Genomic DNA, 25,936 nt, shown 5'->3' on the forward strand with positions numbered 1-25,936 from the left:
TGGAGCCGGTGGGCTTGGGACTGCCCGGTCGCAGACCGTCCCGCCGTGCCGTCGACGGCCCGGTTCTGGGCGGTCTGCAGGCCGGCGGTGCAGGTCAGGCGGTGGGCAAGTCCGGTCGCGGGTCCGGCCGTACGGGGCTCGGCGGGCCGACCCCGGGTGCTTCGCTGCCCGCGTCCACCTCTTCCGTGCCGACCGCCGAGCATGAGCGCGCCGACGCGGCGGAGGGCACGTCGGTGCACCATTTGACCGTGACCTATCAGGCGCACTACCGCTCGCTGCTGGGTCTCGCCGCGCTGCTCCTGGACGACACCGCCTCCTGCGAGGACGTGGTCCAGGAGGCCTTCATCCGGGTGCACGCGGCCCGCGCCCGGGTGCGCGACCCCGAGAAGACCCTCGCCTACCTCCGGCAGACGGTGGTCAACCTCTCCCGCTCCACCCTCCGTCGGCGAATACTCGGTCTGCGCCTGCTGCCCAAACCCATGCCGGACGCCGCCAGCGCGGAAGAGGGCGCGTACGACTCGCTGGAGCGCGATCAGCTGATCCACGCCCTCCGCGGGCTGCAGCGCCGCCAGCGCGAGGTGCTGGTGCTGCGCTACTTCTCCGACATGACGGAGTCCCAGGTGGCCGACGCGCTGGGGATCTCGGTCGGCTCCGTGAAGGCCTACGGCTCCCGCGGACTCACCGCGCTGCGGGCCCTGATGGAGGCCGAGTCATGACGCGACGCCATGACCGGGGGGAGCCCGAGGAGTTCGGACGCAACGCGTCCGCAGGGGCCGCGCCCGGAGCCTCCGGATCGACCGGGGCTGCCGGATCGACCGGGGCTGCCGGTTCGGCCGGGGCTGCGGGATCGGCCGGCGCTGCGGGATCGACCGGTTCCACCGGACCGGTGAGGGGAGCTGGATCGGGCGGCTCGGCGGGGGCCGTCGGGTCGATTGGCGCTGCCGGGTCGACAGGGGCTGCCGGGGCCGCCGGCGTCGCCGGATCCGCACGGGATACGGGAACCATCGGGGCCGCAGGGCCTGCCGGTGGCCATGGGTCGTTCGGGGCGGCTGGGCCTGTCGGCGCGGCCGATGTGCCCGATGTGTCCGATGCGGGCGACGCGGCCGAGGCCGCTGAAGCTGCCGAGGCTGCCGCAGCTGTCGAAGCCGCTGGTGCTGCGGGGATCGGCGGGGAAGCCATGGACACCGCGCCCGCCGACGCCGGTCCGGCGAACCCGCAGGGACCGGGCTCCGGCGTGCCCGCCGACTCCGGGCTGCCCGCCGCGTCGAGCGTGCCCGTCGCTTCGGGCGTGCCTGGCGCTTCGAACGTGCCCGCCGCCTCGAGCGTGCCCGGCGTTCCGGGCGTGCCGGCCTCTTCGGGCGAGCCCTCTGCCGAGCTCGTCGAGGCTCTGCGTAGCGGGCTTCGCAGTTCGGTGTCCGGCGTGGCGCCCTCGGCCGATGCTCTCGACCGGCTGCGTCGTGCCGTGCCGCGTCGCCGCGCCCGTCGCCGGCAGGCGATCGGCGGGGCCATCGCGCTGGTCGTCCTGACCGGTGCGGCGATCCCGCTGATCCGGCTGACCGGCGGGGACGCCGTGCGGGTCGACCAGGCCGCGCGCCCGGCCCCGGGTGCCTCGTCCGGGAGCTCCTCGGCAGGCGCCTACCCGGGCCTCGGCACGCCCGGAGGAGGCGCCGGCGCCGGCAGCAGCGGCAGCCCGTCCGGCGGCGGCCAGAACGGGAGCTCGCCCGGCTATCCGGTGGCCACCCTGCTGCCGGGCGGCGGCTCCGGAATGCTCCAGCCCGTCCCCGGCAGCAGCGGAACCGGCGGCTCCGCCTCCGGTGGAAGCACGTCCGGGGGCGGGGGCGGGGGCGGCACCCTGCCGCCCGAATGCTCGCGCTCCCAACTCGGCCGCGGCGCGGCCTCGGTGGGTCAGGCGGCGTCCGACGGCGTGGTCTACGGCAGCTTCGACGTCACCAACGTGTCCGGCAGGGCCTGCACGGTGAGCGGTGCGGGAACGGTGACCGTCGGATCCGTGCACGGGACCTCCGCCGGGCGGATCCAGGTCGTCGCCCACACCGCCTCCGACCCGGCCAGCCAGCTGCCGCCGCCGCAGCAGGCACCGGCCAACCTGGTGCTCCAGCCCGAGGCCTCGTACCGGGTCGAGTTCGGCTGGGTGCCGAACAGCGGGAACGGTACGGACTGCACCAGCACCACCCCCGCGGCCACCGCCGACAGCGGCACGCCCGGCGCGAACTCCCTGCGGCAGGCCGTGTACATCCAGCAGGCCGACCAGCCCGAGGTCTCCGGCGGCGAGATGGGACCCACCAACTCCACGCTGATGCTGCTGGCGACCGGGGCCGCGCTGGACCAACCCGGATACGCCGAGGCCACGTTCGCCCCGGCGCTCGCGGCGGACGCGTCGGGCACGGCGGGCTTGTCGGGCACGGCGTCGGACACGTCGGGCACGGCGTCGGACGCCTCGGCCCTGTCGCCCTCCTCCGCCACGCCGGCCGCGCCGACCGCCTCGGCGTCCGACCGGCCCTCGGGCACGTCGGCGTCCCCGTCCGGGGCTGCCGCCGGCGGCCCGGCCTCGGCCTCCGCGTCGCCCTCCGCCTCGGCGTCGCCCTCCGCATCGGCCTCGATCCCCTCGTCCTCCGGTCCGACCGCCTCGTCCACGGCCACCGTGGGACCGGTCGCGCCGTCCGCCACCTTCTCTCCCGCCCCCTCGCCGTCGCCGACGGCCTCGGGCCGGAGGTCGGTCGCGCCCACCTCGTTCTCCGGCTCCGGCTCGCCGTCGAGCGGCGGTTCGCAGGCGACCACCAACGGCCGGCGGGACGGCGGCGGCCCGTCGCCCACCGCCTCGGCCTCGCCCACCCCGTCCAAGAACGTCACGGTGACGCTGGACCACACGCCAGGACCGGGCGGCGCGCCGGTTGCCAGCGCGCAGCTGAGGGGCGCGTGCTCGGGGACGGTCTACCGGACCGAACCGCTGCCCGCCTCCTCCACCAGCGCGTCCTCCGGTTCGACGACCGGGGCGTCCTCCTCGGCGGGAACCGGGTCCACCGCCTCCGAGGGCCCCTCCGGCACCGCCACCGGAAACTGACCCCGGGGACTCGCCGCCACCCCTCGGCCCCCCGGGGACATAAAGACCGCGTTCGGTGCGTACCGTGTGGAGCGTGTACCGGTTCCTGCTGACCCCACGCTGGCTGGGGCTCACCCTTTTCGCGATGGTCGCCGTTCCGACCTGCGTGTGGCTGGGACTCTGGCAGCTGAGCAGATTCGACGGCCAGGTACAGCACAGCGAGGAGCAGAAGGCCCATCCGCCGAGCGTCAGCTCCGCGCAGCCCCTCGACGTCCTGATCACCGGCGCCGACCAGGCCGGCACCACGGCCGACGACGTCGGCAAGGAGGTCAGCTTCGCGGGCGTCTACGACACCGCACACCAACTCCTGGTCCCGGAACGGCAGGTGGACCAGCGCACCGGCTTCTATCTGCTGACCCCGCTGCGCCTAGCCAACGGCCAGTACGTGCCAGTGGTGCGCGGCTGGATGCCGGGCCGGGCGAGCGCGGCGGCGGCCGCCAAGGCGCCGGCGCCCGGCGGCCTGGTGGACGTCGTCGGACGGATGCAGGCGCCCGAGTCCTCCAGCACGCCCGGCGTGATCGGCAGCGGGGCGCTGCCGTCCGGCCAGACCGGCATGATCAGCGCCGCGAATCTCCTCAACCAGCTGCCCTACCAGGTGTGGAACGGGTGGATCGCGCTGGACCGGGTGGGTCGCGGGCTCACCGCGGTGCCGACCTACCAGCCGAACGGCGGGGGCGGGGTGAGCATGCGGGCGGTGCAGAACCTCGGCTACACCTGCCAGTGGTTCGTCTTCGCCGGCTTCGCCGTCTTCATGTGGTTCCGGCTGGTCCGCAACGAGGCGGAGACGCAGCGCGACCGCGCGCTCGGCCTCCTCGACGGGGACGAGGAGTCGGCCGAGGAGGCGGCCCGCCGCCGCCTCGCCCAGCGGGCCTGACCGAAGTCAGGCCCGTCGGCCCCCCGCGCTACTCGGCCCGCTTCAGGTTCCGCTCCGCGAAGTCCAGCTCCAGCCGCAGCTGCTTGATCCGCTCCTCCACGACCAGCGAGCCGTGGCCCGCCTCGTACCGGTACACCTCGTGCGGCTTCCCCAGCTCCGCCAGCCGGTCCACGTAGTTCTCGATCTGGCGGATCGGGCAGCGCGGGTCGTTGAGCCCGGCGCTGATGTACACCGGAGCCCGCACCTCCTCGACGTAGGTCAGCGGCGAGGAGGCCGCGTACCGCTCGGGGACCTCCTCCGGGGTGCCGCCGATCAGCGTGCGGTCCATCGCCTTCAGCGCCTCCATCTCGTCCTGGTACGCCGTCACGTAGTCGGCGACCGGGACCGCGGCCAGGCCCAGCGACCACAGCCCCGGCTGCGAGCCGAGGCCGAGGAGGGTCAGGTAGCCGCCCCAGGAGCCGCCGCTGAGCACCAGCCGGTCGGGGTCGGCGAGGCCGGAGGAGACCGCCCACTCGCGGACCGCCGCGATGTCCTCCAGCTCGATCAGGCCGACCCGCTCGCGCAGCGCGTCCGTCCAGGCCTGCCCGTAGCCGGTCGAGCCGCGGTAGTTGACCCGGACGACGGCGTAGCCGTGGTCCAGCCAGGCGGCCGGCCCGGGGGCGAAGGCGTCGCTGTCGTGCCAGGTCGGGCCGCCGTGGATCTCGAAGATGGTGGGGTACGGGCCGTCGCCGGTCCCTGCCGGGCGCTGCACGAGCGCATGGACCCGGCCGCCGGGCCCGTCCACCCACACGTCCTCGACCGGCAGCGAGGGGGGCGCCTGCGGCCCCGGCGCGGCCAGTACCACCGAGCCGTCCCGGCTGCTGCGCACGGCCGGCGGCTCGGCGGCCGAGGACCACAGGTACTCGACGCTGCCGTCCGGCCGGGCGCCGGCGCCGGAGACCGTTCCGGCCGGGGTATCCACCCGGGTCAGCGCGCCGCTGCCCAACTCGTAGCGGTACAGCTCGCTGCGTGCCTGATAGGTGTGCTCGACCAGCAGGGCGGACGCGTCCGGGTACCACTCCGCGGAGACCTCGCCGGGCAGCTCCGTGCCGTCCGGCAGGCGGAGCGCCAGTTCCTCCTCGGTGCCCTCCACCGGGTTCCAGATCAGCAGCTCCCAGCGGCCCCGGCGCTGGTGGGCGACGAGCATCCGGGAGTCGCCGGCGATCGGGGCGAAGCCGAGGCAGGAGAGGCCGCGCGGCTCCTCGCGGCCGGTCGCGTCGTCCAGTTCGCCGACGGCGGCGTTCTCCGGGAGCCTGAGCACCCGCAGCGCCGAGTGCATGGCGTCTCCGTGCTCGGTGTGCTCGACGGCCAGCAGCTTCGCGTCGTGGGAGAGATCGGCGACGCCGCCCGACTCGCGGTGCCGGTAGACCTCCACGGGCTCCTCGGCGCCCGGGCGGCGGACGTGGATCGTGGTCCCGTGCTCGTCCGTGGAGCGCCCGACGGCGACCGTGCCGTCCCGCCCGAGCGCCAGCCCGGCCGGGTACGAGGGCTCCAGGCCGGGCACGGCGGTCTCGTCGTCGCCGCCTGCGAAGGGCTGCCGGCGCCAGACCCCGAACTCGTCCCCGTCCTTGTCGTCGAACCACCAGATCCACTCGCCGTCCGGGCTGAGGACGGCGTCGGTGGTGCCGTTCGGGCGGTCGGTCACCTGCCGCTGCCCGCCCGTCGACCGGTCCCAGGCGTACACCTCGTAGGTGCCGGTGGCGTTGGAGACGAAGAGCGAGCGGTCGGGCGCGTCCTCGGCCCACTCGGGGAAGCCGACCCGGGCGGCCCGGAAGCGCTGCTCCCACTCGGCCGCGGGGGCCGTGGTGGCCTCCGGCGTGGGGGACGCGGGCTCGGGCGTCTGCTGCTGGTTCTCACTCATGCCCCCATCAAACCCGATCAGGCAGACTGACCGACATGAGCGAGCAGCCGACCGATCCCGAGGAGCCGCGCCCCGCCCTCCTCGCCCGCTTCGACGACCTCCTGTCCGAGTCGGAGTCCGAGTCCGGGCCCGGCGCCGGTCGCGGCGCGCTGTGGCGGCTCTCCGAATCCGGCCGGCAGTTGGACGCCAACCTCCTCCGCCTCCCACCGGGAGCGGAGGTCCCCGCGCACGCCGAGCCCGACCTGGACGTCCTGCTGGTCGGCTTCGCCGGCTCCGGCGAACTGCGGGACGCCGACGGCGGCGCCCTGGCCCTCCGCGCCGGCGCCGCCGTCTGGCTCCCGCACGGCTCCCGCCGCTCCCTCTCGGCTGGTCCCGACGGCCTCGCCTACCTCACCGTCCACCGCCGCCGCCCCGGGATGACCATCGCGTCCGAACCGCCGCCGTCCTTCCTCGCGGCTACGGCGCCCCAGGACCAGGGCGGCGAACCGGCCTGCGCCCTCAACCGCGTCTGCCCGGAGTGCGGCCACCTGGAAGACGGCCCCAGACCGCCCCGCTGCCCGCGCTGCGGCACGGCCTTCACGGACTGACGGAGGCGCGAGGTCACGGCGCGGTCGACCATGCTCCGGAGAGGGGCGGCGGTGGATCCCGCCGCCAGGCAGTGAGCACTCGAGGGACCTGGAGGTTCTGATCTCCACCGACCTCCACGGCCAGCCTCCGATGCGCTGCCCAGGCTTCGTCGATCCGGCTGTGCCACCACTCGAGTCGGTCCTCGCCCTCGCGGTGCTCAGCGAGACCGCAGTGCAGAGCACCTAGTACCCGGCAGTTATGACCAAGCGTGGCCCGCTCACCAGCAGCGCCATCGGGTATGTCGGTCAGCCTTCTTCCGTCGCATGCCGTGCAGTCGCAGGTCCAGGCGTCGCGACCGGCGGCGTACCAGTCCCGGATGGTGTTCTGCCGTACGAACCTCAGTAGGCGTTCGACGATCAGTGCAGGGAAGAGCCGGCGACCGAAGCCCTTCCGCTCGGGCATCGGCCGCATCGCATGCCGGAGAGTCGCGTTGGTGCCGACCGCCCCGGCCAGCGCACCGTGAGCGATGGCATCCAGTGCGGCAAGGTCGGTCCGCCAGATGACCAGCCGATCGCAGGTCTGGCAGAGCCTTCGCATCTGTGCCGGAACACCGGAGTGGTCCAGCGGATCGGGCTTCGCATCACCGGCCAGTGCCAGGCCGACCGGGTAGCGGGAGCGTCCTGCGGCGCTGACGAGGGCGTGGATGTGCGGCTCCCGCAGCCAGTCGAATCCGCACGGCAGTACAACCAAGGTGTTCGCCACCTCTGCCTCGGCGGCGTGGTCTACCACGGCGTCAAGCGTCGGCACATCGCGGTCCGGTATAAACCCCGTCGGAGTCACCGCGAAACTCGCGCCGCTGGCCAGTTGGCTTTTCAGGACCTGCGTCAGCGTCGGGCCGGGAGTCAGTCGGCCGTCACCGTCGGCAAGCCCGAACGGATCCTCCGGGGTGGCCCACTGCCCGGTGTGCCGCTCGGGATCGATGGCGAGGACGTCAGCACCGGGGGAGCCACGCAACGGCCTGAGCCGCTCCGATGCGCCTTTGCCCACCAGTACCAGCCCGCCCCGATCCGGATTGATGTTCTGTAGTACGTCAACTGCCGAACCCGCTCTGGTCATGGTCAGCAGCCGATCCCGCAGCAGATCCACCAACTCACTCGGCTGTGCCCCCACGCCGCCCCCTCAGCCGTTCCGCCGACCGACGCGCAGCCGTGCCCCGCCCGGCGACCACTGTCACCAGCGTTGAACCAGCGTGAGAGCCTGACAAGACGGCTGTTTCGGCCAGCCCTTCCCCCGCGGGCGCTCCTGCCGTACCGGATGGCTGGGGCTCGATTGGACCGTAGCTGAGCCACGAATCCCGGAGAAACCGTTCCCAGTGGGGGCATGGCCGAGCTCGCGCAGAGAAACCCGAATCTGGGGCAGGGCCCAGCCAGTCTCATCGGTGCGGGGGAGTCGGCCGGTCTCACCGAGTGCGAAGCCGCAGCGTGCATCCCGCGCGCTGAATTGCACTGCCGGAGGCGCCGCACCCCGCTACCGGTCCTTGCCGGGCGCCCCGGCCGGGCCTTCCGGCGCGCGGGCTGGGAACGTCTCGGCGTGCGGATGCCTCCTGGCTGCCGATCGTGAAGGGGCTCACTCCGCATGGCCTACGTCACACCCACAAGACGCTCATGCGGGGACTGGGGACGCGCGAGCGGATGGGGCGCGAGGACGGTTCGGTGCAGGCCCGCTAGGGCCGCATCACCCGCGGAGGCGCCGCGCTCTCATGACGAAGCTCACAGATCTGTGGGAGGAGGCGCTGAACGCCCGGTCAGCCATGGGTCCGGGCTCTCCCATGGCCACTCTCGCTCGACGCTCTCCTGAAAGAGCGTCAGGGGCGACGGAGCGAGCCCTGATTCGGACGGTACGAAGCAAGATCGCTCCAAGTCCGCTCCAAAACGCGGGCGGAACAGCAGTCAGGCTCGGCCTTCCGTGTGGAAGACCGGGCCTGATCTGCTATTTCCTGGGTCGGGGCGGCGGGATTTGAACCCACGGCCTCTTCGTCCCGAAGCAATCCGAGCGGGCATCCGGCCTGGTGTCTCATACGCTCTGACCTGCCAGAACGTTCCCCGGACGTCCGTGGTTGTACGGCGTCGTCCGTTGCGGTTGTAGCGCAGTTAGACACTCAGCTACTACGGCAGCATGCCCCTGGATGCGAACTACCGGCAGCTCGTTTGCTGGGGTCTCCCAGCCCGGCCAACAAGGCTAGCGCGAGCGGCTGCGGTCACCTGCGATCGACACGGTTGCCGTACTTCGCTGCTGTACTCCTCCGCTAGGGATACCGCAAGGCGAACGAAGGTGATCACCCCTGGCCCCGGAGGACTTGGCTTGCGTCTCGGCAGGCTTTGAGCCACATGGCCTCCGGCCAGTTCAAGATGATTCCTGCCACGGTAGGGGTGTTGAGTAGACCACCGTCAGGGTTCACGCGCTCCAACACCGCCTTCTCGGCAGCATCGACCGTATCGCCCATGGTCTTGACCGGGCCATCGATGATCTTTGGCTCCCAATCAAGATCAGAGTGCAGAAGGGTCGCCGTCGACTCGCCACGCCTCTGGACGAAGATCAAACGCTCGCCGTACTCGTTGACGAAGTAGGACACATAGTCTGTGTCCTCGATTTGGTAGCCGCTCAGTTCAACGAACAGCTTCCTCAGGTCCGCGCCGAAGTCAGATGCCATGCCTCAGCATGCTAAAGGCCATCTCCTTGCCGTGGGCACAAGATACGCACATTTGGTCAGCAGTCCGCACTTTGGCGGCCACGAATAGAGTTCCGCCGGAACGCCGCACCTTCCTCCGTCTGCCATCCCGTCTGCCGTCGGCCCACACGTAGTGGTATCGGGCGTGGCCGGCGGGGTCCAGATGGAGCGCGCCACTGTACGAACGATCTGGACCCCGCCGGCCACGGCTGATACGGCTTCGCCTGGGTCGTCGGCAGGCGGGATGGCAGACACCCGCCCTTCCCCCTGATCGGCGGTCAGCCGCGTCACGATCTTGGCTATCCCGGAGCCGGAGCGCCCCCGCCGGAGGCATCCAATCGCCATGCCGCGCGAGTGGGCTCTACCTTCATGCCCTCGGGCCTATCCAGCGGGCCCGCGCTGCCCGTGGCGCGCGCCGCGCGGGCCGAAGGCATGAGCGCGAGTGCGCGCCGACGGGCGGGCGCGGGCCCGGCGGCGCTGTGCGCCGCCGGGTGCCTTGATGAAGTAGAGAAACTTTAATCCACCGTCGCTGCGCGGGTGTTGATGTGCGTGAGTGTGCGGGATTCAGGGCATCGCGTCGGCACGCTCGGCGAGTGCTTTCAGTTCGGGGGATGCGGAACGCCCGGCAACGAGGACGAGTTCGCGGATGGCGTTGCGTGCTGCCACGTGGGTGTGGATGACCTCGGGGGCGAGGTGTTCGGCTCGGATCAGGCAATCGAGGGCTTCGCCGCTCTGCCGGCGCTGGGCGTAGGCACGCCCGAGGTCCATCAGAAGGCGGGCCTGCCGCTCGACGGACAAGCCGGAGGCATCGACGTGTTGGCCGATCTCGATGGCTTCGCCGGCGTCGCCGAGATCTACGGCGATGGATACGGCCTGGATCTCGACGTTGGTCGGGCCGAACTCAAGGTTGAAGTCGTTGCGGTCCTCACCGAGTCGGCGGGCGACTGCTCGCGCGTTCTCGGTCTCGGTGCGGGCTCGGGTGCGGTCGCCGGCGCGGGCGTGGATCAGCGCGAGGACGAGATGGAGTGAACCGAGGACGGAGAGGACTTCCGGCTCGGTCTCGGCGGGCTTCGCGTGCTCGCGAACGGCGTTGAGCGCGGTGGTCGCCGCGTGCTCGGCCTGGTCGAAGTGCTTGAGCCGGACGAAGGCTTGGGCGAGGCGGAACACACCGGCGAAGACGTGCAGGGGCTGACCGGATCGCTCGGCCGCACCGATTGCCCGGTCCGCGGCCAACCATGCCGCGTCCGCTTCGTCCTGGCGCACGAACGCTGCGGCGAGAGCCTGATAGGTCCGCGCCAGCAAGAGCGAGAGTTCGGGCTGCTCGGCCGCGGGGGCGGTGCGGACGGCACGCTCCAGCCGGGGCACCAACTTGCCCAGCATCGCGCTCAGCTCAGCGAATTGGTCGGCGTGGGTGAGGTCCCAGACGTGTTCGACCCCGGCCCGCAGTTCCGGCAGGTTCGCCGGTGTGGGCTGGGCGTCCCCGTTGAGTAGAACGTCGGGCGCGGGGTGGCCGGAGATGACCAGTCGGGCTTGGTCGAGGTCGTTGCGCTGCTCGGCTGCGGCCGGCTCCGTGGTGGCGGGTGCTGCCTCGGTGGGTGCGTCGGGCTGCAAGGTTTGCAGGGACACGCCGAGGGCGTCAGCCAGAAGGCGCAATACGTCCAGCCGGTTCACGGGTTGGACGCCGCGCTCTACCTGGGACATCCAACTCGCGGTGCGGCCGACCTGGACGGCCAACTCGGGCTGCGTCAGCCCTCGTTCGCGCCGTAGATCGGCGATCCGGCTGCCCATCGCCTTGGTCTCTTCGGGGGTGCTCACGCCGCGGCCGGTCCCTTCCCGGTCTGGCGCTCGATGAAAGTGACCTGCACGTCGGTGAGGTACTGCTCGCGCTGCGCCAGGAAGTGCTTGGTGTGTGGCTGCTGCTCGTGCGCGTCGAAGGCGGCGCGGTCGGCGTACAGCTCGTAGAAGACGCGGACCTTTGGGTCGTCGGGGGCGGTGTGCACCACGTACGCGAGAGTTCCCGGCTCTTGTGCCTCGATCTGCGGCACGGTGCGGGACACCAGCTCATCGAATCCTGTGGCTGACGCTTCGTCACGCAGCTCGAACCGGACGACGAGACCGAATCCGCTGGTCATGGAGCCTCCTTGGTAGTCACAGACCAGCTTCTCAGACGCACAGCGAAACTGCTACTCGCAGATTTGCTTGACTCGCAGTTTTTCTGCGAGTACCTTCGCAGAGAAGCTACTAGTTCGGGTGTGGTGCCCGACTGACACAAGGAGCGACGCAATGCCGTCCTTCAAGATCGACACTCAGACCGCCGTCATCTTCGTGGCGGTTCCGCCCGCGCCGAAGGTCGCCAACCGCAAGACCGGCGAGATCGCCGAGGACCGCGAGACCGGCGCCAAGCTCCTCACGCTGGGCCTGACTGTGGCCGACGAGGGAGAGGCCAACCTGCTGACCGTCTCCGTGCCGGAGACCGGTATCTCGGAGGAGCTGACGGTCGGCATGCCGGTGCGGGTGACCGGGCTGCGGGCGCGGGACTGGGAGAACGAGTTCAACGGCCAGAAGAAGCACGGGATCGCCTTCCGCGCGGTCGCGATCACCTCCGCTGCCGCTGTGAACGGGAAGGGCTGATTGCCGTGTCCGAACTGGCCTCGCTGCTGGAGATAGGCGCCCCGCTGGCCGTTGGCGGTGCGGGGGTCGCCTACACCCGGGCCCGGATGCCCCGGGCGTACTGGGCGACCATCGGCCTGCCGATGACGCTCGGTCGCATCGGCCACTCCTACGCCGAGGTGATGGAGGCGTGCGGGCTGGTCGTGGAACCCCCGATGTGGAAGGCCATGGCCGCGCGGGCTGCCGGCGTGGGCAAGCTGCGGCCCATCCCGCCCCGGATCACCCGGATCGCCCCGACCGCCACCGGCCTGCGGCTTCGGCTGCGACTGGCGAAGGGACAGGAGACCGCGAGCGTGCGGGACGTGTCCGAGCGACTGCGCCACGCCTGGGGCGTGCACGGCATCTACGTGCACGACGTACGCCCCGGAGTAGTCGAGATCCGGCTCACCGGCTTCGACATCCTGCGCCGCGTCGTGCTGCCGGCCCGCGCGGTCGCCAAGTCCACCGAGCTGCTGCGGATCCCGGTGGGGCTGCGGGAGGACGGCACGCTGTTCGTCCGTGACTTCCGCGCCACCCCGCACTCGCTGAGCCTGGGCGCCACCTCGTCCGGCAAGTCCATGTTCCAGCGCGGCACCTTCGTCGGGCTGGCCCGTCAGCCGGTCGCGCTGGTCAGCATGGATCTCAAGGTCGTAGACACCGCCGCGCTCGCCCCGCGGCTGTCGGCGCAGGCATCCGAGGTGGATGCGGCCGTGGACCTGATCGAAGCGCTCAACGGCATGGTCGCCGACCGCTTCGAGCTGATCCGCCAGCACCAGGGCCTGAGCGGACGCACGCCGGCGGAGGAGATCACCGCCGATGTGTGGGGACTGCCGGAGGAGCTGCGGCCGACCCCGGTCGTGGTGCAGATCGACGAGATCGCCGAACTGTTCCTCACCGGCAGCAAGCAGCGCCAAGAGCACCTTGCCGGCGAGATGATCCGCTTCGCGCAGCTCGCCCGCGCGGCGGGGATGTACCTGGAGGTCTCCGGGCAGCGCTTCGGCTCGGAGCTGGGCAAGGGCGCGACCGCGCTGCGCGCTCAGCTCTCCGGGCGGATCTGCCACCGGGTCAACGACGAAGCCACGGCGAAGATGGCCCTCGGCGACATCTCCGAGACCGCGGTGGCCGCAGCCACCCGGATCGCCGAGAACCGGCCCGGGACCGCGATCGCCGGAGCCACCTCGGGGGCCTGGTCCCGCATCCGCACCCCGGAAATCACCCTCGCGCAGGCCGTGACCGTCGCACACGAGACCGCTCATCTGACTCCGTACCTGCCGGAGCTGGTGGCGTTCCGGCCCGTCATCCCGGCCCCCGCCGTCTCGCTGGATGACGTGGCGGACGCCCCGCCCGCCGCGGCCTGAGGAACAGCGCACTCCCAGCCTGCGTGACCGACTCACGCCGCATTACGAGAACCGGAGAGGAACCCGATCATGGGCATGTTCAACCGCCAGAGCAGCAGCGCCAACGACCAAGCCACGTCCCGGGAGCTGGAGCAGCGCGCAAAGGAGGCCTACCGGCAGTACCGCACCGCGGCTAAGGCCCGCGATGCCGCCGCGGTCGCGCTGGACCAAGCGGAGACCTCCGGTGCACCGCACGGCGAGATCGCGGCCGCGCGATCGGCCTTCGCCACGTGCAGCACCCGGATGCGGGCGGCCATGGAGACAAGTCATGAGGCCGCGGTGCAGCGTCACGCACACCGCGGGCAGTGACCGCCATGACCGCCCGCAAGCCCCCAGTGGTCTCGGTCGCCGAACTGCCGGCCTGCACCGTCTGCCATGGCTCCGGCACGGTCGCCAAAGCCGTCCGGGTCGGACGCCGACACCGCGTGGTCGGCCACCAGGAAGGCGCATGCCTGCACTGCTGGGGCACCGGCACCGAACCCGACATGGAAGGGGAACAGTGATGCGCCGCGCGCTGCTGCCTCGCCTGGATCTGGTGCTGGTGCAGGCCGTGATCGCCGGTTCGCTGTCCTTCGCGCACCTGCACGACATCGCGGACGCGGCCGGCCAGCACGGCTGGAAGGGTTGGGCCTACCCGATCAGCGTGGATCTGCTGCTGGTCGCTGCGTGGCGCCGGCTGCGGACGCTGCGCCGCTCCGGTGCCCCGGCCCGCGCCGCGTGGGCGTGGTTCGCCGTGGCGCTGACCGCCTCGCTCGGGGCGAACGTGGCCACCGCCGGCCTGCTCGATCTGGAACACGTCCCGGCGCTGCTGCGGATCGTGGTGGCCGGCTGGCCCGCGGTCGCCTTCCTCGGCGGCACCCTGCTCGCGCACGCCACCCCGGCACCGGCCACGACCGAGCTGAGCGAACCCCGCACACCGACCCCGACAGAGGACGGCTCGGTCTACCTCGACCGCGCCACCGAGACCGCCACGGCACCGGAGGACGCCCGGGCCGAACTGCCCGCCCCCGCAGCCGAAGCGGTGGCTGCCGCACCGATGGCCGTGCCGCCGGCGCTGGTGGACCACGCCCGCAAGCTCACCGCCGCCCACCGGGCCCGGACCGGCACCGACCTGGAGCCCGAAGCCCTGCGCTCCGCCCTGGGCGTCCCGCCGGCCATGGCCGACGCGATCGCCGCCCAACTGACCTGAAAGGACTGACCGACCGTGTCCGTGCACCTTCCGCTGATCCTCGTGCTTGGCCTGATCGCCTTCGCGTTCATCAAGTTCCACCGGGTGCGCTGGTGGGGCGTGATCGCCCTGGTCCTGTTCGGCTTCCTGCTCGCCCACACCTTCCTCGGCCCCGCCGTCGAAGACGGCACCAAGTCCGGCACCCAGATCGTCAACGGCCACTGACCCCGAAGGGAGCACCACCGATGATCCGCCCGAAGTACCCCGAACCCGTCTACGTCATCACCCACACCCCGCCGTCCCCGGCCCCGACCGCCCCCGGTGCGCCCTGCCCCTGCGGGCACTCCGCCCCGGCCACGCCCCCGTATCAGGCCCGGGGGCCCGTCCGGCCGCACACCGACCGCCCGATCGGGCTGTACCTCGCGGCCGGAACCGTGGCCGTCGCCGGCACGGTCGCCCTGGCCGTCGCGGTGACCGCGCTGTTCCTGGCCATCGCCGTGACCGCCATCTCGGTCACCGTGGCCGCGGTCGTCCTGCGCTCCATGCTCGCCGACCACCAGCGCGACCAGCGCCGCTGACTGCGCCCCGGGGCGGCCGACATCCCGGCCAAGGAACACCCGACCGCCCCGGGCCCTCGATCCCGCATCAAACGACACCGAGAGGACCCATCATGCCCGCTACCACCCCGGCCCGTGTCTGCGGACACTGCGACGGTCACCCGACCGTGGCCATCAGCACCGGCCCCCGCCGCCCGGACGGCACCCTGCCCACCCTGCGCGTGGACTGCCCGGCCTGCCACGGCACCGGAACCACCACCCCGCCCCGGCCGGCCGCGCTGGCCAGCGCCCGGAGGTGACCCGCGGTGTCCCTCCTGAACTGGCGCGACCACTCCCACTGGAACGAGAGGGAAGCGGACTGCGTGCTGTGCGCGAACCCGACCCACCTGCGCTCCGACCGCGGCCGGCCCGTCCACAAGGTCTGTGCCGAGCAATGGAACGACGCCCACACCCCGAGTGACGAGAAGAAGGGAGAGCGCCGGTGACCCTGCCGGCCCTGGATGAGGCCACCCTCGCCGACCTGGTGAAGGTGGCCTCCGCCCCCGACCATGAACGCTGGCTCCGGCAGATCCGCGCAACCGGCGGATGCTCTGCCCCGATCCGGCTGCGCGGCTGGTCCAAGATCCTCGACCGCACCACGCGACAGGTCCTGCACACCTACGCCACCGACACCGAACCCGGCGGCGTCCTCCGGCTGGCCTGCGGCAACCGCCGCGCCTCCCGCTGCCCCTCCTGTGCGGCGACGTACGCGGCGGACACCTACCACCTGGTGCGGGCCGGCCTGGTCGGCGACGACACCAAGGGCGTGCGAGCGGAAGTGCGGGAGCACCCGCGGGTGTTCGCCACCTTCACCGCCCCCAGCTTCGGCCCCGTCCACAACCGCCCCGACACCGGCCGGTGCCGCTGCGGACGCCGGCATGCCGAAGACGCCCCAGAGCTGGGCACGCCGCTCGATCCGGAGCGGTACGACTACGTGGGCGCGGTGCTGTGGAACAACCACGCCGGTGACCTGTGGAACCGCTTCACCATCCAGCTCGCGCGCACCCTCGCCGAACGCACGGGTATCCCGCGATCCCGGCTGCGCGAGGTGCTGCGTCTGTCCTACGCCAAGGTCGCGGAGTTCCAGCGCCGCGGGGCCGTGCACTTTCACGCCGTGATCCGCCTGGACGGCCCGGAGGGCGCGGAGGACGACCCGCCTGGCTGGGCCACGGTGGAACTGCTGGACGACGCGATCCGCACCGCCGCAGCGCGGGCGCGGCTGGGCGTTCCGGCGTCGCTTGCGGGGCATCCGGCGATGGCCGTGCGCTGGGGCCGGCAGCTCGATGTGCGGCCGGTGCGGGCCTTCGGGGACGGCTCGGAGCTGACAGAGCAGGCGGTCGCCTCCTACGTCGCCAAGTACGCCACCAAGGCGGCGGAAAGCACCGGCACCGTGGATCGGCCGATCGGCAACCGCGAAGCGCTCGACCTGCTCAAGGTGCCCGCGCACGCCCGTCGCCTGATCGAAACCTGCCTCGACCTGGATGCGTACTACCCGGGCCGCCGGCTGGCCGCGTGGGCGCACATGCTCGGCTTTCGCGGGCACTTCGCCTCCAAGTCCCGCCGCTACTCCGTCACTCTCACCTCGATCCGGGAGGAACGAGCTGCCTACCGCGCAGCGGAGCAGCGGGCCGCACTCGGCCTGCCCGACCCCGAAGAGGACGACACCACGCTGACCCTCGCGCACTGGATCTACGCCGGACAGGGCCTCACCCCCGGCGAGTCCATGTTCGCCGCGACCATCGCCAACGACCTACGCGAGTCCAGACGACTCGCACGCGAGAACGACGCCGGCTCGATCGGTACGGAAGGAGTAGCAGCGTGACAGTGACCATGGCCGTGGAATCGCCGGCGCTCCCGGCACCCGCCCTGTATCGGGTGAAGGATGCCGCGGTGGTGCTCAGCCTGAGCCGGACGGTCGTCTACGAGCTGATCCGCTCTGGTCGGCTCCGGACAGTGAAGGAAGGGCGGGCGCGTCTCGTGCCGGCGAGTGCGGTGCGAGAGTACGTGGCGCTGCTGGAACGAGAAGCGGGGCAGCGCTGTGCCTAAGCGGCGGAGCAGGGGGGACGGCGGTCTCCACTGGGATGAGAAGCGCCAGCGTTGGATCGCCTCGGTGACCGTCGGCTATGACCCGAGCGGCAAGCGGATCGTGAAGCGCGGCAGCGGGCGGACCAAGACTGAGGCCAAGGCCAAGCTGAAAGAGGTCCTGCGCGACCACGAGGACGGGTTGGCCATCGCGCCGACCAACTACACCGTGGCCGATGCGGTGAACGACTGGTTGGCCTACGGGCTGGCCGGCCGGAGCCCGGAGACGGTGAAGGCGTGCACCACGCTGTGCCGGACTCATGTGATCCCGGCTCTCGGGGCCCGCAAGCTGCGGGAGTTGAGCGCGGACGACGTGGATCGGTGGCTCGCTGCGAAGGCGAAGACGCTGAGCACGCGCACCCTGGAGGGAATCCGCTCCTGCCTGAACCGCTCGGTGCGCCGGGCCATGGCGCGAGACAAGGTGAAGCGCAACGTAGTCGAGCTGTGCGCGGTGCCCACCGGCCAACCGGGGCGTCCGTCCAAGGCGCTGACGCTGGCTCAGGCAGAAGCCGTGTTGAAGGCCGCGGAGGAGAGCCCGATGCGGGCGTACGTCGTCGTCTCACTGCTGACGGGGGCGCGGACGGAGGAGCTTCGGGCGCTGACCTGGGATCACGTCTTCCTCAAGGGTGATCCCGACGCGAACCCGCCGATCCCGCCGTACATGGCCGTCTGGCGGTCGGTGCGGGCGACGGGGGACACCAAGACGCGAAAGTCTCGGCGGACGCTGGCGCTGCCGGCCCGGTGCGTTGAAGCCCTTCTGGATCACTGGGTGGATCAGGGATGGGACCGCTACGCGGCCGGCCACCGGTGGCAGGAAAACGATCTCGTGTTCCACTCGGACGTGGGGACCGCGCTGGACCCGTCCCACGTGCGGCGCGCCTTCCGCGCTGCCATCGACCAGGCGGAGGGTGTGACCGCTGCCGAGTGGACTCCGCGAGAGCTTCGTCACAGCTTCGTGTCTCTGCTGTCGGACAGCGGGGTTCCGCTGGAAGAGATCTCGCGGTTGGTCGGGCACTCCAGTACGGCGGTGACCGAGGAGGTCTACCGGAAGCAGATCCGGCCGGTGATCCAGACGGGAGCGGTCGTCATGGATCAGATCTTCAAGAGCGGGAGCGAGCGCGACGCCGGCTCGGGCGAAGGCCCCGAACGGTAGTCACTCAGTTAGATACGCAGAGGCCCTGCCGGATAACCGGCAGGGCCTCTGAGCTGGTCGGGGTGGCGGGATTTGAACCCACGGCCTCTTCGTCCCGAACGAAGCGCGCTACCAAGCTGCGCCACACCCCGGTGTTGCCGTCTGCGGCCTTGCGGCTGCTCGGTGCAACGGGGATAACTCTAGCGGACGGTTGGCCTGGGACGAAATCGCGTTCGCGGCGGCTGGGCCGGAGGGCGTGGCGGGAGTGCTGGTCATGCCGGTTTGGGCGGGCTTCTCCTCCTAGGATGGGGGCATGCCTGAGCTGCGCAGCCTGAGTTACTTCCTCGCCGTCGCCGAGGAGCGGAGCTTCGCCCGCGCCGCCGAGCGTCTGCACGTCGCCCAGCCCGTGGTCAGCCGACAGGTGCGCGAGCTCGAGCGCGAGCTCGGCGTCGAGCTGCTCCACCGGAGTGTGGAGGACGTCGCGCCCACCGAGGCCGGTCGGCTGCTTCTGGAGCGCGGCCCGGTGGTCCTCTCGCTCGCCGACTCCCTCTGGCGGGACGTGCAGCAGTACGCGGACGGCCGGCTCGGCAACATCTCCTTCGGGTACGGGATGAGCGCCGGCTACGAGACCGCCCCCGCGCTGCTCCAGGCGATGAGCGAGGAGTGCCCCGGCATCGAGGTCTCGGCCCGGGTGCTGGCCTCCGGGGACATCGTCAACGGCGTCGCCCACGGTCTCCTCGACGTCGGCCTGGTGCGCTGCGCCCCCGAGGTGGAGGGGCTGCGCAACACGCTGATCCGGCTGGAGCGCCAGGGCGTGATCCTCGGCAGCGACCACCCGTTGGCCAAGGCCGCCGCCGACACCGGCTCGGTCGACCCCGCCGACCTGGACGGCGTGCGGCTGCTCCTCCACACCCGCGAGCAGAACCCCGGCCACTACGACGCCGTGATGGGCATCGCGGAGCGGGCCGGGGCCGCCCCGGAGGTGCTGGTGCGCGGTCAGGACTACGACGGCGCCTACCAGCCGGTGGTGGAGGGCTCGGCGGTGACCATCGTCGGCGCCTCCGGACAGGTGGGCCTCCCCGGCGGGCTGGTCTGGCTGCCGCTGGATCCGCCGGCCGCGATGGAGGTGCACCTGATCACGCGGGCGGACGAACGTTCCGCCTCGGTGGAGCGGATGCTGGAGGTGGCCAGGGCCACGGCGGCGCGCGACGGTTGGCTCACCCCGGTGAGGTGAGCCGGCCGACGCCCGGCCGGTCGGTTACTCCGCCGCCGTGAGGGTCAGCAGGGTCGCCTCCGGCGGGCAGGCGAAGCGGACCGGGGTGTACCGGTTGGTACCGCAGCCCGCCGACACATGGAGGTACGAGCGGTATCCGCCGGCCTTGTGGGTGGACAGTCCCTTGACCCGGCCGGGGTCGATGTCGCAGTTGGTGACCAGTGCCCCGTAGAAGGGGATGCAGAGCTGCCCGCCGTGGGTATGCCCGGCCAGGATCAGCGGGTACCGCTCGGCCGCGAAGGCGTCCAGCACCCGCAGGTAGGGGGCGTGGACCACGCCGATGGACAGGTCCGCGTCCCGGCTCGGCCCGCCGGCCACCTCCTGGTAGCGGTCGCGACGGATGTGCGGGTCGTCGAGACCGGTGAACTCCAGCTCCATGCCCTCGACTTGGAGCCGGCCGCGGGTGTTGGTCAGGTTCAGCCAGCCGGCCTGGTCGAAGCCGTCGCGCAGCTTCTGCCAGGGGTTGTGGACGGCCCCGGTGATCCCGCGGCGGGCGGTGCCGTCCGGGTTGTTCAGGCCGTGGGCGCCGGTGAGCCGGGCGGCGATGTAGCGGGCCGGGTTCTTGGCCACCGGCCCGTAGTAGTCGTTCGAGCCGAAGACGTACGCGCCCGGGAACTCCAGCAGCGGGCCGAGGGCGTCCAGGGTCTCCGGCACGCCCTCCGGGTCGGAGAGGTTGTCGCCGGTGTTGACCACCAGGTCCGGGCGCAGCCCGGCGAGCGAGCGCAGCCAGCGCTGCTTCTTCCGCTGGCCGGAGACCATGTGGATGTCCGAGACGTGCAGTACGCGGAGCGGCTGCGCGCCCCGGGGCAGCACCGGTGCCTCGACCCGGCGCAGGCGGAAGGAACGGACCTCGTATCCGGCGGCGTAGGCGATGCCTGCGGCACCGGTAGCGGCGACGGCGAGCGGCACGGAGTAGAGCGGTCGCATGGGACCCATCGTTGCAGACCGGTCCCCGACGACGCGTCAGCCCCCTGGGCTGGCCGGGCTACGACCGAGGGCTGATCTCGCGGGCCCCGGGGCCGACCGTTCAGGCGGACTGAACGTCAGCCCGCGGAAGTCTCGATGGACCGCGGAGGAAGCGGCGGGCGAGAGTTGTCGGCAGACGAGACGAGACGCGAGACGAGACACCGAACGAGACACGAGACGGGGCACGGCGCGACGAGCGCCGCCCCGACAGACCGCGGAGGTACGCCCGGATGAGCTCCAGGTCCGCCCAGACCGACCCCACCGCCACGCCCAGCCCGACGCCCAGCCCCACGCCCACCTCCACCCCCAGCGCCCCGAACGACCCGCACGCCTTCGACGCCGCCCCCTACGGCGGCGGCGACCCGTACGCCGACTACCGGGACGAGGAGCACGCCTTCGCACAGCAGGTCGAGCTGACGGACCGCCGGCTCGGCGCCGGGGTCCTGGCGGCCAACGACGAGCTCTTCGCCCCCCGCGAGAACCTGCTGGTTCGCGAGCGCCCGGTGTTCCAGCCCGGCACTTTCGGCCACAAGGGCCAGATCATGGACGGCTGGGAGACCAGGCGCCGCCGGAACACCGCCGAGCGCCCGCACCCGGACGAGGACACCCACGACTGGGCGCTGATCCGGCTCGGCGCGCCCGGCACGGTCCGCGGGGTGGTCGTGGACACCGCCCACTTCCGCGGCAACTACCCGCAGCAGATCTCCGTGGAGGGCGCCTGCGTGCCGGGCTCGCCGGGCGAGGAGGAGCTGCTGGCGCCCGAGGTGAAGTGGACCGAGCTGGTCCCGCGCAGCCAGGTGCGCGGCCATGCCGCCAACGGCTTCGAGGTGGACGTGCCGGGCCGCTGGACGCATCTGCGGCTGCGGCAGTACCCGGACGGCGGGATCGCCCGCTTCCGCGCGTACGGGGAGGTGCTGCCGGACCCGGAGTGGCTGGCCGCCCTGGACGTGGTCGACCTGGCCGCGGTAGGCAACGGCGCGGTGGTCGAGGACGCCTCGGACCGCTTCTACTCCCCGCCGACCAACCTCCTCCTGCCGGACCAGGCCCGGGCCATGGGCGACGGCTGGGAGAACCGCAGGCGCCGGGTGCGCGGCAGCAACGACTGGGTGCGCTTCCGGCTCGCGGGGGAGGGCACGATTCGCGCGATCGAGCTGGACACCTCGTACTTCAAGGGGAACGCGGCCGGATGGGCGGCGATCTCCGGCTGCTGCGCGGCCGCCGACGGCGCGGGCGCCGGCCCGCAGGAGGCGGGGGAGGCCGGGGAGGCCGGGGACTGGTTCGAGCTGCTGCCGCGGACCCGGCTGCAGCCGGACACCGTCCACCGCTTCGTCCTCGCGGACCTTCCGGCCGGCGACCGGCCGGTGACCCACCTGCGGCTGGACGTCTTCCCGGACGGCGGGCTCGCCCGGTTCCGGGTGCACGGGCGGCTGACGGAGCGCGGACGGGCGCGGATAACGGCGCGATTCCGCGAGGCCGGGATGTAAGACTAGGCGGCATGACCGGCATGCCCACGCTCAAGCAGCGGCTCCAGGACGATCTGACCGCGGCCATCAAGTCCCGCGACGAACTGCGCTCGGCGACGCTGCGCCTGACCCTCTCCGCGATCACCAAGGAGGAGGTGGCGGGCACCAAGGCCCGTGAGCTCTCGGACGACGAGGTGCTCAAGGTCGTCACCCGTGAGGCGAAGAAGCGCCGGGAGGCCGCCGAGGCCTTCGACCAGGGCGGCCGGACGGAGTCGGCGGAGCGGGAGCGCGCGGAGGGCGAGGTGCTCGCCGAGTACCTGCCGAAGCAGCTGACCGACGCCGAGATCGACGAGCTGGTCGCGGCCGCGGTCGCGGAGTCCGGCGCGTCCGGGATGAAGGCCATGGGCGCGGTGATGAAGCTGGTGAACCCACAGGTGGCAGGGCGTGCGGAGGGCGGCCGGGTGGCCGCCGCCGTGAAGCGCGCGCTGGGCGCGTAGCCACCGCAGCCACTACGCCGCACCCGCACCCGCACCGGGCCGCGGACCGTAGGCGGCTGCGTGCACCGCACACGAGACGGCGGACGGCAGACGGCGCCGCGCCCGGCAGGGAACTCCTCCTGCCGGGCGCGGCGCCGTCTGCTGTGCACTGCCGTTGGCCGCGTTACCGCCGGACCGCATCACCGCCGGGCCGCCTTGCCGCAGCGGCGCAATCGCGCCCGCCGCCCGCCGCCGGCCCGCCCCGCCGCCGGCCCGCCCCGCCGCGCGCCCGCGTCGCCGCGCGCCCGCGTCGCCGCAGCGGCGCAATCGCGCTCGCCGCCCGCCGCATCAGTGCCCGTGCTTCTTGCCCCCGCCGTTGCCGAATATCCCGCCGAGGATGCCGCCGATGGGGTTGCTCGTCGGGTTGGTCGGCGAGGTGGGCTGCTTGCCCTTCCCGTTCCCGTTCCCCTTGCCCTTGTCCCCGCCGGTGCCGGGCAGCTTCACGGTGGTGAAGGAGCCGGGCGGGACGCCGTCCAGGGCGCCCTGCATGGCGTCGTTCCAGACCGGTCCGGCGACCGTGCCGCCGAACGCCTGGGCGTAGTAGGTGCCGCCGATGGTCTGGCCGTTCATCGACTGGTTGGGGCTGGCCGGGTTGCCGACCCAGACCGCGGAGGAGATCTCCGGGGTGTAGCCGACGAACCAGACGTCGGCGCCGTTGTCCGTGGTACCGGTCTTGCCGGCGCTCTGCCGGTCGGCCAGCGCGGCCGGCTTGCCGGTGCCGTCCTGGACCACGCCGAGGAGCATGGTGGTGATGGTGTCCGCGGTCTTCTGCGACATCACCTGCTGGCAGTCGGCGGACGGCGGCTTGACGGTCTTGCCGTACGCGGTGCTCACCGAGTCGATGGCGATCGGGCTGCAGTACAGGCCGTGGGCGTCGAAGGTCGCGTAGACGTTCGCCATCTGCAGCGGCGTGTACGTGTTGGTGCCGAGCGTCATCGACGGGACGACCTGCATCGAGGTCTTGTCGTCGGCCTGGGTGCCCAGGCCCATCTTGTCCGCCATGTTCTTGACGTTGCAGAGGCCGGTCTGCGCCTCCAGCGAGGCGAAGTAGGTGTTGACCGACTTGGCCATGCCCTGCTGCATGTTGAACGGGCCGACCAGACTGGTCTCGTCGTTGTGCACCTGGAGCCCGGAGCCCTCGCCCTCCGGGAAGGTCTTCCCGGAGCAGGTGCTCATGGCCGGCCAGGCCATGGTGTACGGCGAGGCGTAGGACTGGCTGGGGCTGATGCCGTTCTCCAGCGCGGCGGCGGCGATCACCGGCTTGAAGGTCGAACCGGTCTGGAAGCCGTTGCCGCCGTCCAGCGAGGAGGTCGCGTTGTAGTTGAGCGTCGTCTGGTGCTGGTTGGCGTCCACCCCGTACGGGCGGCTCTGCGCCATGGCCAGGATCTTGCCGGTGCCCGGCTGGATCATGCTGATGCCGGTGGCCGCGGTGTCCGAGGCGTAGACGTGCTTGGCGACCGCCTTGGTGGCGGAGGCCTGCGCCTTGGGGTCGAGGGTGGTGCGGATCCGCAGACCGCCCTGGTGCCAGAGCTTGGCGCGGGCGGCGGCGGTGGCGCCGAAGGCCGGGTCGCTGAGCACGGTCTGCCGGACGTAGTCGCAGAAGAAGCCCTCGCCGGCCGCCGCGGCGGTGCAGCCGGTGCGCGGCGCCTGGTAGTTGAGCTTGATCGGGGTGGCCTTGGCCTCGGCGGCCTGCTGCGCGGTGATGTCGTGGTAGGTGGCCATGTCGGTGAGCACCCGGTCCCGGCGCTCCTTGGCCAGGGTGGGGTTGGTCACCGGGTCGTAGCCGGTCGGCGACTGCACCATGCCGGCCAGCAGCGCGGCCTGCGGGAGGGTCAGCTGGCTCGCGTGGACGGAGAAGTAGCGCTCGGCCGCGGCCTCGACCCCGTACGCCTGCTCACCGAAGAAGGTGATGTTCAGGTAGTTGGTGAGGATCTGGTCCTTGGTCAGGGTCTCCTCGACCTTGATCGCGTACTTCAGTTCCTTGATCTTGCGGCCTATGGTCTGCTGCTGGGCCTTGAGGACCGCCTGCTGGTTGTCCCCCGCCTCCTCCACGAAGACGTTCTTCACGTACTGCTGGGTGAGGGTGGAGGCGCCCTGGGAGACGCCGCCGGAGCCCGCGTTCTTGGTGACCGCGCGCAGCACGCCCTTCAGGTCGATCGCGCCGTGCTGGTAGAAGCGGTTGTCCTCGATGGCGACCAGGGCCTTCTTCATGATCGGCGCTATCTGGTCGCTCTTCACCACGGTGCGGTCGCGGTCGCCCGAGTAGACCTTGGCGATCAGGCCGCCGTCGGCGTCGTAGATGTAGGACGCCTGGGCGAGCGGGGGGGCCTTGAAGTCCGCGGGGAGGTTGTTGAAGTCGCCGACGGCGGACTTGGCTCCGATGCCGAGCGAGCCGATGGCGGGCAGGGCGATCCCCGCCGCCACGGCGCCCGCGACAACGCTGACGCCGAGCAGGCGGACGCCGAGCGAGACTTTGTGGAGGGGCGTACCGGATCGTCTTGCCATGGGGAGGAGGATACGTGCCCGTTCTCCGGACAGGCGGCCAACTGTTCGCCTACTCTTGTCACAAGCTTGCGACAACTGAGGGTCTGCGCGATCAACTCACTCCGACGAGTGACGAGTTGTGAATGCTAATGACCGACACTTGGTTATTTGTCCGAATTGCCGCTGTGACCCGGGTCCCCCGAAGCCCGGCCCACGGCGTGTCGGAACGGCGCCGCTGGTGACCCGGGTTCTTCCCGATTTTTCACTCCAGTGGGTGATCTCTTAGCCACGCATAGTCCGATCGGACCACGAAGGAATGATGCGTGGGGGGCTGTTGCAACCTGCTCTTCTTCCGTAACGTCCTCAACTGGCAGCGGTGAATATGCCGTTGCCGCCGTGGGGGAGCCTCGATTCGGGAGAGGACGGCGCCAGCATGAGCTGGGTTGACGACTGGAGTGCGCAGGCCGCCTGCCGCACCAGTGATCCGGACGAACTGTTCGTGCAGGGGGCAGCGCAGAATCGCGCCAAGGCGGTGTGCACCGGATGCCCGGTGCGCACGGAGTGCCTGGCCGACGCCCTGGACAACCGCGTGGAGTTCGGCGTCTGGGGAGGGATGACCGAGCGGGAGCGCAGAGCGCTGCTGCGGCGGCGCCCCACCGTGGTCTCGTGGCGCAAGCTGCTGGAGACGGCGCGGAGCGAGTACGAGCGGGGGGCCGGGATCGGTATGGGTGGCGGGCTCGACGTCGGGGACGTCGACGCGGTCGCGGACATGTCCGAGGTGGCCGCGAGCGAGGACTACGCCCGCGCCGGGTGAGTCCGGGCGGTGAGCAGGCGCGCGGCCCGACCGACGCAGGTCGGCGCGAGCGGGTGGATACGCCGCCCGGCGAGCGCTGGCCAGGCGCGGACGGCCCAGCACGGCCCTGCCACCCACGGTCCCGGCAGCACATTCACGGCCGAGACCGCAGCTGACGACGCCCAGAGGCGCCGCCCCCGCAGCTCTGCC

General features: G+C 71.8%; 27 protein-coding genes and 1 tRNA gene. 20 read left to right on the forward strand and 8 right to left on the reverse strand.

The window, feature by feature from the left end; all coding sequences use genetic code 11:
• Positions 1 to 164: 164 nt before the first annotated feature.
• The 3 genes from BS73_RS20480 (at position 165) to BS73_RS20490 (ending at position 3,992) form a co-directional block, all read left to right on the forward strand.
• On the forward strand, positions 165 to 716 hold the full coding sequence (locus BS73_RS20480; RefSeq protein ID WP_322987314.1) for a SigE family RNA polymerase sigma factor: 552 nt from the start codon (positions 165 to 167) through the stop codon (positions 714 to 716).
• Positions 717 to 1,462: 746 nt separating this feature from the next.
• Entirely contained in the window at positions 1,463 to 3,079 is a 1,617-nt protein-coding gene (locus BS73_RS34895; RefSeq protein ID WP_051940163.1) for a hypothetical protein, read from the forward strand.
• A 73-nt stretch (positions 3,080 to 3,152) separates the two neighbouring features.
• Complete coding sequence (locus BS73_RS20490) at positions 3,153 to 3,992, forward strand: SURF1 family protein (RefSeq protein WP_037574575.1); 840 nt, start codon at positions 3,153 to 3,155, stop codon at positions 3,990 to 3,992.
• 28 nt (positions 3,993 to 4,020) lie between these two features.
• Here BS73_RS20490 and BS73_RS20495 read toward each other — a convergent pair whose 3' ends face one another.
• Positions 4,021 to 5,892, reverse strand: coding sequence for a prolyl oligopeptidase family serine peptidase (locus tag BS73_RS20495; RefSeq protein WP_051940164.1), 1,872 nt, complete (start codon positions 5,890 to 5,892; stop codon positions 4,021 to 4,023).
• A gap of 35 nt (positions 5,893 to 5,927) precedes the next feature.
• Between BS73_RS20495 and BS73_RS20500 the strand changes: the two genes are divergently transcribed.
• Positions 5,928 to 6,479, forward strand: coding sequence for a hypothetical protein (locus BS73_RS20500; RefSeq protein WP_037574577.1), 552 nt, complete (start codon positions 5,928 to 5,930; stop codon positions 6,477 to 6,479).
• A gap of 13 nt (positions 6,480 to 6,492) precedes the next feature.
• Here BS73_RS20500 and BS73_RS20505 read toward each other — a convergent pair whose 3' ends face one another.
• The 4 genes from BS73_RS20505 to BS73_RS20520 form a co-directional block, all read right to left on the reverse strand.
• A complete protein-coding gene (locus BS73_RS20505; RefSeq protein WP_037580411.1) occupies positions 6,493 to 7,608 on the reverse strand; it encodes a hypothetical protein in 1,116 nt (371 codons plus the stop codon).
• A 1,186-nt stretch (positions 7,609 to 8,794) separates the two neighbouring features.
• Positions 8,795 to 9,169, reverse strand: coding sequence for a hypothetical protein (locus BS73_RS38840; protein WP_051940166.1), 375 nt, complete (start codon positions 9,167 to 9,169; stop codon positions 8,795 to 8,797).
• A 582-nt stretch (positions 9,170 to 9,751) separates the two neighbouring features.
• Complete coding sequence (locus tag BS73_RS20515) at positions 9,752 to 11,002, reverse strand: helix-turn-helix domain-containing protein (RefSeq protein ID WP_235215473.1); 1,251 nt, start codon at positions 11,000 to 11,002, stop codon at positions 9,752 to 9,754.
• Positions 10,999 to 11,319 carry a putative quinol monooxygenase gene (locus BS73_RS20520; RefSeq protein WP_037574579.1) on the reverse strand — a complete coding sequence of 107 codons (321 nt, stop codon included), beginning with the start codon at positions 11,317 to 11,319 and terminating at the stop codon, positions 10,999 to 11,001. The genes BS73_RS20515 and BS73_RS20520 overlap by 4 nt, the downstream gene beginning before the upstream one ends.
• A gap of 151 nt (positions 11,320 to 11,470) precedes the next feature.
• On the opposite strand from BS73_RS20520, the gene BS73_RS20525 reads away from it, so the two are divergent.
• From BS73_RS20525 to BS73_RS20580, 12 genes are all read left to right on the forward strand, one after another.
• A complete protein-coding gene (locus tag BS73_RS20525) occupies positions 11,471 to 11,818 on the forward strand; it encodes an SCO3933 family regulatory protein (RefSeq protein ID WP_037574582.1) in 348 nt (115 codons plus the stop codon).
• 5 nt (positions 11,819 to 11,823) lie between these two features.
• Positions 11,824 to 13,194: an FtsK/SpoIIIE domain-containing protein gene (locus BS73_RS20530; protein WP_051940167.1), complete on the forward strand. Its 1,371-nt coding sequence runs from the start codon at positions 11,824 to 11,826 to the stop codon at positions 13,192 to 13,194.
• 69 nt (positions 13,195 to 13,263) lie between these two features.
• Positions 13,264 to 13,542 (forward strand): hypothetical protein, encoded by a 279-nt coding sequence (locus tag BS73_RS20535; RefSeq protein WP_037574585.1) that lies wholly within the window; start codon positions 13,264 to 13,266, stop codon positions 13,540 to 13,542.
• A complete protein-coding gene (locus BS73_RS20540) occupies positions 13,539 to 13,736 on the forward strand; it encodes a hypothetical protein (RefSeq protein WP_407675035.1) in 198 nt (65 codons plus the stop codon). The genes BS73_RS20535 and BS73_RS20540 overlap by 4 nt, the downstream gene beginning before the upstream one ends.
• Positions 13,736 to 14,422, forward strand: a complete 687-nt coding sequence (locus tag BS73_RS20545; protein ID WP_037574588.1) for a DUF2637 domain-containing protein — start codon at positions 13,736 to 13,738, stop codon at positions 14,420 to 14,422. Before BS73_RS20540 ends, BS73_RS20545 begins: the two co-directional genes overlap by 1 nt.
• A 15-nt stretch (positions 14,423 to 14,437) precedes the next feature.
• Positions 14,438 to 14,626 (forward strand): hypothetical protein, encoded by a 189-nt coding sequence (locus tag BS73_RS20550; RefSeq protein ID WP_037574591.1) that lies wholly within the window; start codon positions 14,438 to 14,440, stop codon positions 14,624 to 14,626.
• A 20-nt stretch (positions 14,627 to 14,646) separates the two neighbouring features.
• A complete protein-coding gene (locus tag BS73_RS20555) occupies positions 14,647 to 14,979 on the forward strand; it encodes a hypothetical protein (RefSeq protein WP_037574594.1) in 333 nt (110 codons plus the stop codon).
• Between the two features lie 92 nt (positions 14,980 to 15,071).
• Positions 15,072 to 15,257 carry a hypothetical protein gene (locus BS73_RS20560; RefSeq protein WP_037574597.1) on the forward strand — a complete coding sequence of 62 codons (186 nt, stop codon included), beginning with the start codon at positions 15,072 to 15,074 and terminating at the stop codon, positions 15,255 to 15,257.
• Positions 15,258 to 15,263: 6 nt separating this feature from the next.
• Entirely contained in the window at positions 15,264 to 15,443 is a 180-nt protein-coding gene (locus BS73_RS20565) for a hypothetical protein (RefSeq protein ID WP_037574600.1), read from the forward strand.
• Complete coding sequence (gene repSA / locus BS73_RS20570; RefSeq protein ID WP_037574602.1) at positions 15,440 to 16,819, forward strand: replication initiator protein RepSA; 1,380 nt, start codon at positions 15,440 to 15,442, stop codon at positions 16,817 to 16,819. Before BS73_RS20565 ends, repSA begins: the two co-directional genes overlap by 4 nt.
• Positions 16,816 to 17,043: a helix-turn-helix domain-containing protein gene (locus BS73_RS20575; RefSeq protein ID WP_322987287.1), complete on the forward strand. Its 228-nt coding sequence runs from the start codon at positions 16,816 to 16,818 to the stop codon at positions 17,041 to 17,043. Before repSA ends, BS73_RS20575 begins: the two co-directional genes overlap by 4 nt.
• Positions 17,036 to 18,232, forward strand: a complete 1,197-nt coding sequence (locus BS73_RS20580; protein WP_037574605.1) for a tyrosine-type recombinase/integrase — start codon at positions 17,036 to 17,038, stop codon at positions 18,230 to 18,232. The genes BS73_RS20575 and BS73_RS20580 overlap by 8 nt, the downstream gene beginning before the upstream one ends.
• 54 nt (positions 18,233 to 18,286) lie before the next feature.
• Here the strand turns inward: BS73_RS20580 and BS73_RS20585 are convergent.
• Positions 18,287 to 18,363 (reverse strand) — tRNA-Pro (locus tag BS73_RS20585).
• A 161-nt stretch (positions 18,364 to 18,524) separates the two neighbouring features.
• Between BS73_RS20585 and BS73_RS20590 the strand changes: the two genes are divergently transcribed.
• Positions 18,525 to 19,445, forward strand: coding sequence for a LysR family transcriptional regulator (locus BS73_RS20590; protein ID WP_063837034.1), 921 nt, complete (start codon positions 18,525 to 18,527; stop codon positions 19,443 to 19,445).
• 24 nt (positions 19,446 to 19,469) lie between these two features.
• Here BS73_RS20590 and BS73_RS20595 read toward each other — a convergent pair whose 3' ends face one another.
• Positions 19,470 to 20,411 (reverse strand): metallophosphoesterase, encoded by a 942-nt coding sequence (locus BS73_RS20595; RefSeq protein WP_037574608.1) that lies wholly within the window; start codon positions 20,409 to 20,411, stop codon positions 19,470 to 19,472.
• 269 nt (positions 20,412 to 20,680) lie between these two features.
• Here BS73_RS20595 and alc point away from each other — a divergent pair, with 269 nt between their 5' ends.
• Positions 20,681 to 21,934 carry an allantoicase gene (gene alc, locus BS73_RS20600; RefSeq protein WP_084704228.1) on the forward strand — a complete coding sequence of 418 codons (1,254 nt, stop codon included), beginning with the start codon at positions 20,681 to 20,683 and terminating at the stop codon, positions 21,932 to 21,934.
• Between the two features lie 20 nt (positions 21,935 to 21,954).
• Positions 21,955 to 22,410: a GatB/YqeY domain-containing protein gene (locus tag BS73_RS20605; protein ID WP_037580423.1), complete on the forward strand. Its 456-nt coding sequence runs from the start codon at positions 21,955 to 21,957 to the stop codon at positions 22,408 to 22,410.
• A 327-nt stretch (positions 22,411 to 22,737) separates the two neighbouring features.
• Here BS73_RS20605 and BS73_RS20610 read toward each other — a convergent pair whose 3' ends face one another.
• Positions 22,738 to 24,954, reverse strand: a complete 2,217-nt coding sequence (locus BS73_RS20610) for a transglycosylase domain-containing protein (protein ID WP_051940168.1) — start codon at positions 24,952 to 24,954, stop codon at positions 22,738 to 22,740.
• Between the two features lie 412 nt (positions 24,955 to 25,366).
• Between BS73_RS20610 and BS73_RS20615 the strand changes: the two genes are divergently transcribed.
• Positions 25,367 to 25,747 carry a WhiB family transcriptional regulator gene (locus BS73_RS20615; RefSeq protein ID WP_051940169.1) on the forward strand — a complete coding sequence of 127 codons (381 nt, stop codon included), beginning with the start codon at positions 25,367 to 25,369 and terminating at the stop codon, positions 25,745 to 25,747.
• The last annotated feature ends 189 nt before the right edge of the window (positions 25,748 to 25,936 follow it).

The sequence above is a fragment of the Phaeacidiphilus oryzae TH49 genome (assembly GCF_000744815.1).
Taxonomy (GTDB): domain Bacteria; phylum Actinomycetota; class Actinomycetes; order Streptomycetales; family Streptomycetaceae; genus Phaeacidiphilus; species Phaeacidiphilus oryzae.

Excerpts from the sequence above, each read along its gene's own strand:
- BS73_RS20615 (WP_051940169.1), top strand. The coding sequence starts at position 25,367 with ATGAGCTGGGTTGACGACTGGAGTGCGCAGGCCGCCTGCCGCACCAGT.
- BS73_RS20595 (WP_037574608.1), bottom strand. The coding sequence starts at position 20,411 with ATGCGACCGCTCTACTCCGTGCCGCTCGCCGTCGCCGCTACCGGTGCC.
- BS73_RS20495 (WP_051940164.1), bottom strand. The coding sequence starts at position 5,892 with ATGAGTGAGAACCAGCAGCAGACGCCCGAGCCCGCGTCCCCCACGCCG.
- BS73_RS20610 (WP_051940168.1), bottom strand. The coding sequence starts at position 24,954 with ATGGCAAGACGATCCGGTACGCCCCTCCACAAAGTCTCGCTCGGCGTC.
- BS73_RS20605 (WP_037580423.1), top strand. The coding sequence starts at position 21,955 with ATGCCCACGCTCAAGCAGCGGCTCCAGGACGATCTGACCGCGGCCATC.
- BS73_RS20525 (WP_037574582.1), top strand. The coding sequence starts at position 11,471 with ATGCCGTCCTTCAAGATCGACACTCAGACCGCCGTCATCTTCGTGGCG.
- alc (WP_084704228.1), top strand. The coding sequence starts at position 20,681 with ATGAGCTCCAGGTCCGCCCAGACCGACCCCACCGCCACGCCCAGCCCG.
- BS73_RS20520 (WP_037574579.1), bottom strand. The coding sequence starts at position 11,319 with ATGACCAGCGGATTCGGTCTCGTCGTCCGGTTCGAGCTGCGTGACGAA.
- BS73_RS20560 (WP_037574597.1), top strand. The coding sequence starts at position 15,072 with ATGCCCGCTACCACCCCGGCCCGTGTCTGCGGACACTGCGACGGTCAC.
- BS73_RS20545 (WP_037574588.1), top strand. The coding sequence starts at position 13,736 with ATGCGCCGCGCGCTGCTGCCTCGCCTGGATCTGGTGCTGGTGCAGGCC.
- BS73_RS20535 (WP_037574585.1), top strand. The coding sequence starts at position 13,264 with ATGGGCATGTTCAACCGCCAGAGCAGCAGCGCCAACGACCAAGCCACG.
- BS73_RS20500 (WP_037574577.1), top strand. The coding sequence starts at position 5,928 with ATGAGCGAGCAGCCGACCGATCCCGAGGAGCCGCGCCCCGCCCTCCTC.
- BS73_RS20555 (WP_037574594.1), top strand. The coding sequence starts at position 14,647 with ATGATCCGCCCGAAGTACCCCGAACCCGTCTACGTCATCACCCACACC.
- BS73_RS20590 (WP_063837034.1), top strand. The coding sequence starts at position 18,525 with ATGCCTGAGCTGCGCAGCCTGAGTTACTTCCTCGCCGTCGCCGAGGAG.
- BS73_RS38840 (WP_051940166.1), bottom strand. The coding sequence starts at position 9,169 with ATGGCATCTGACTTCGGCGCGGACCTGAGGAAGCTGTTCGTTGAACTG.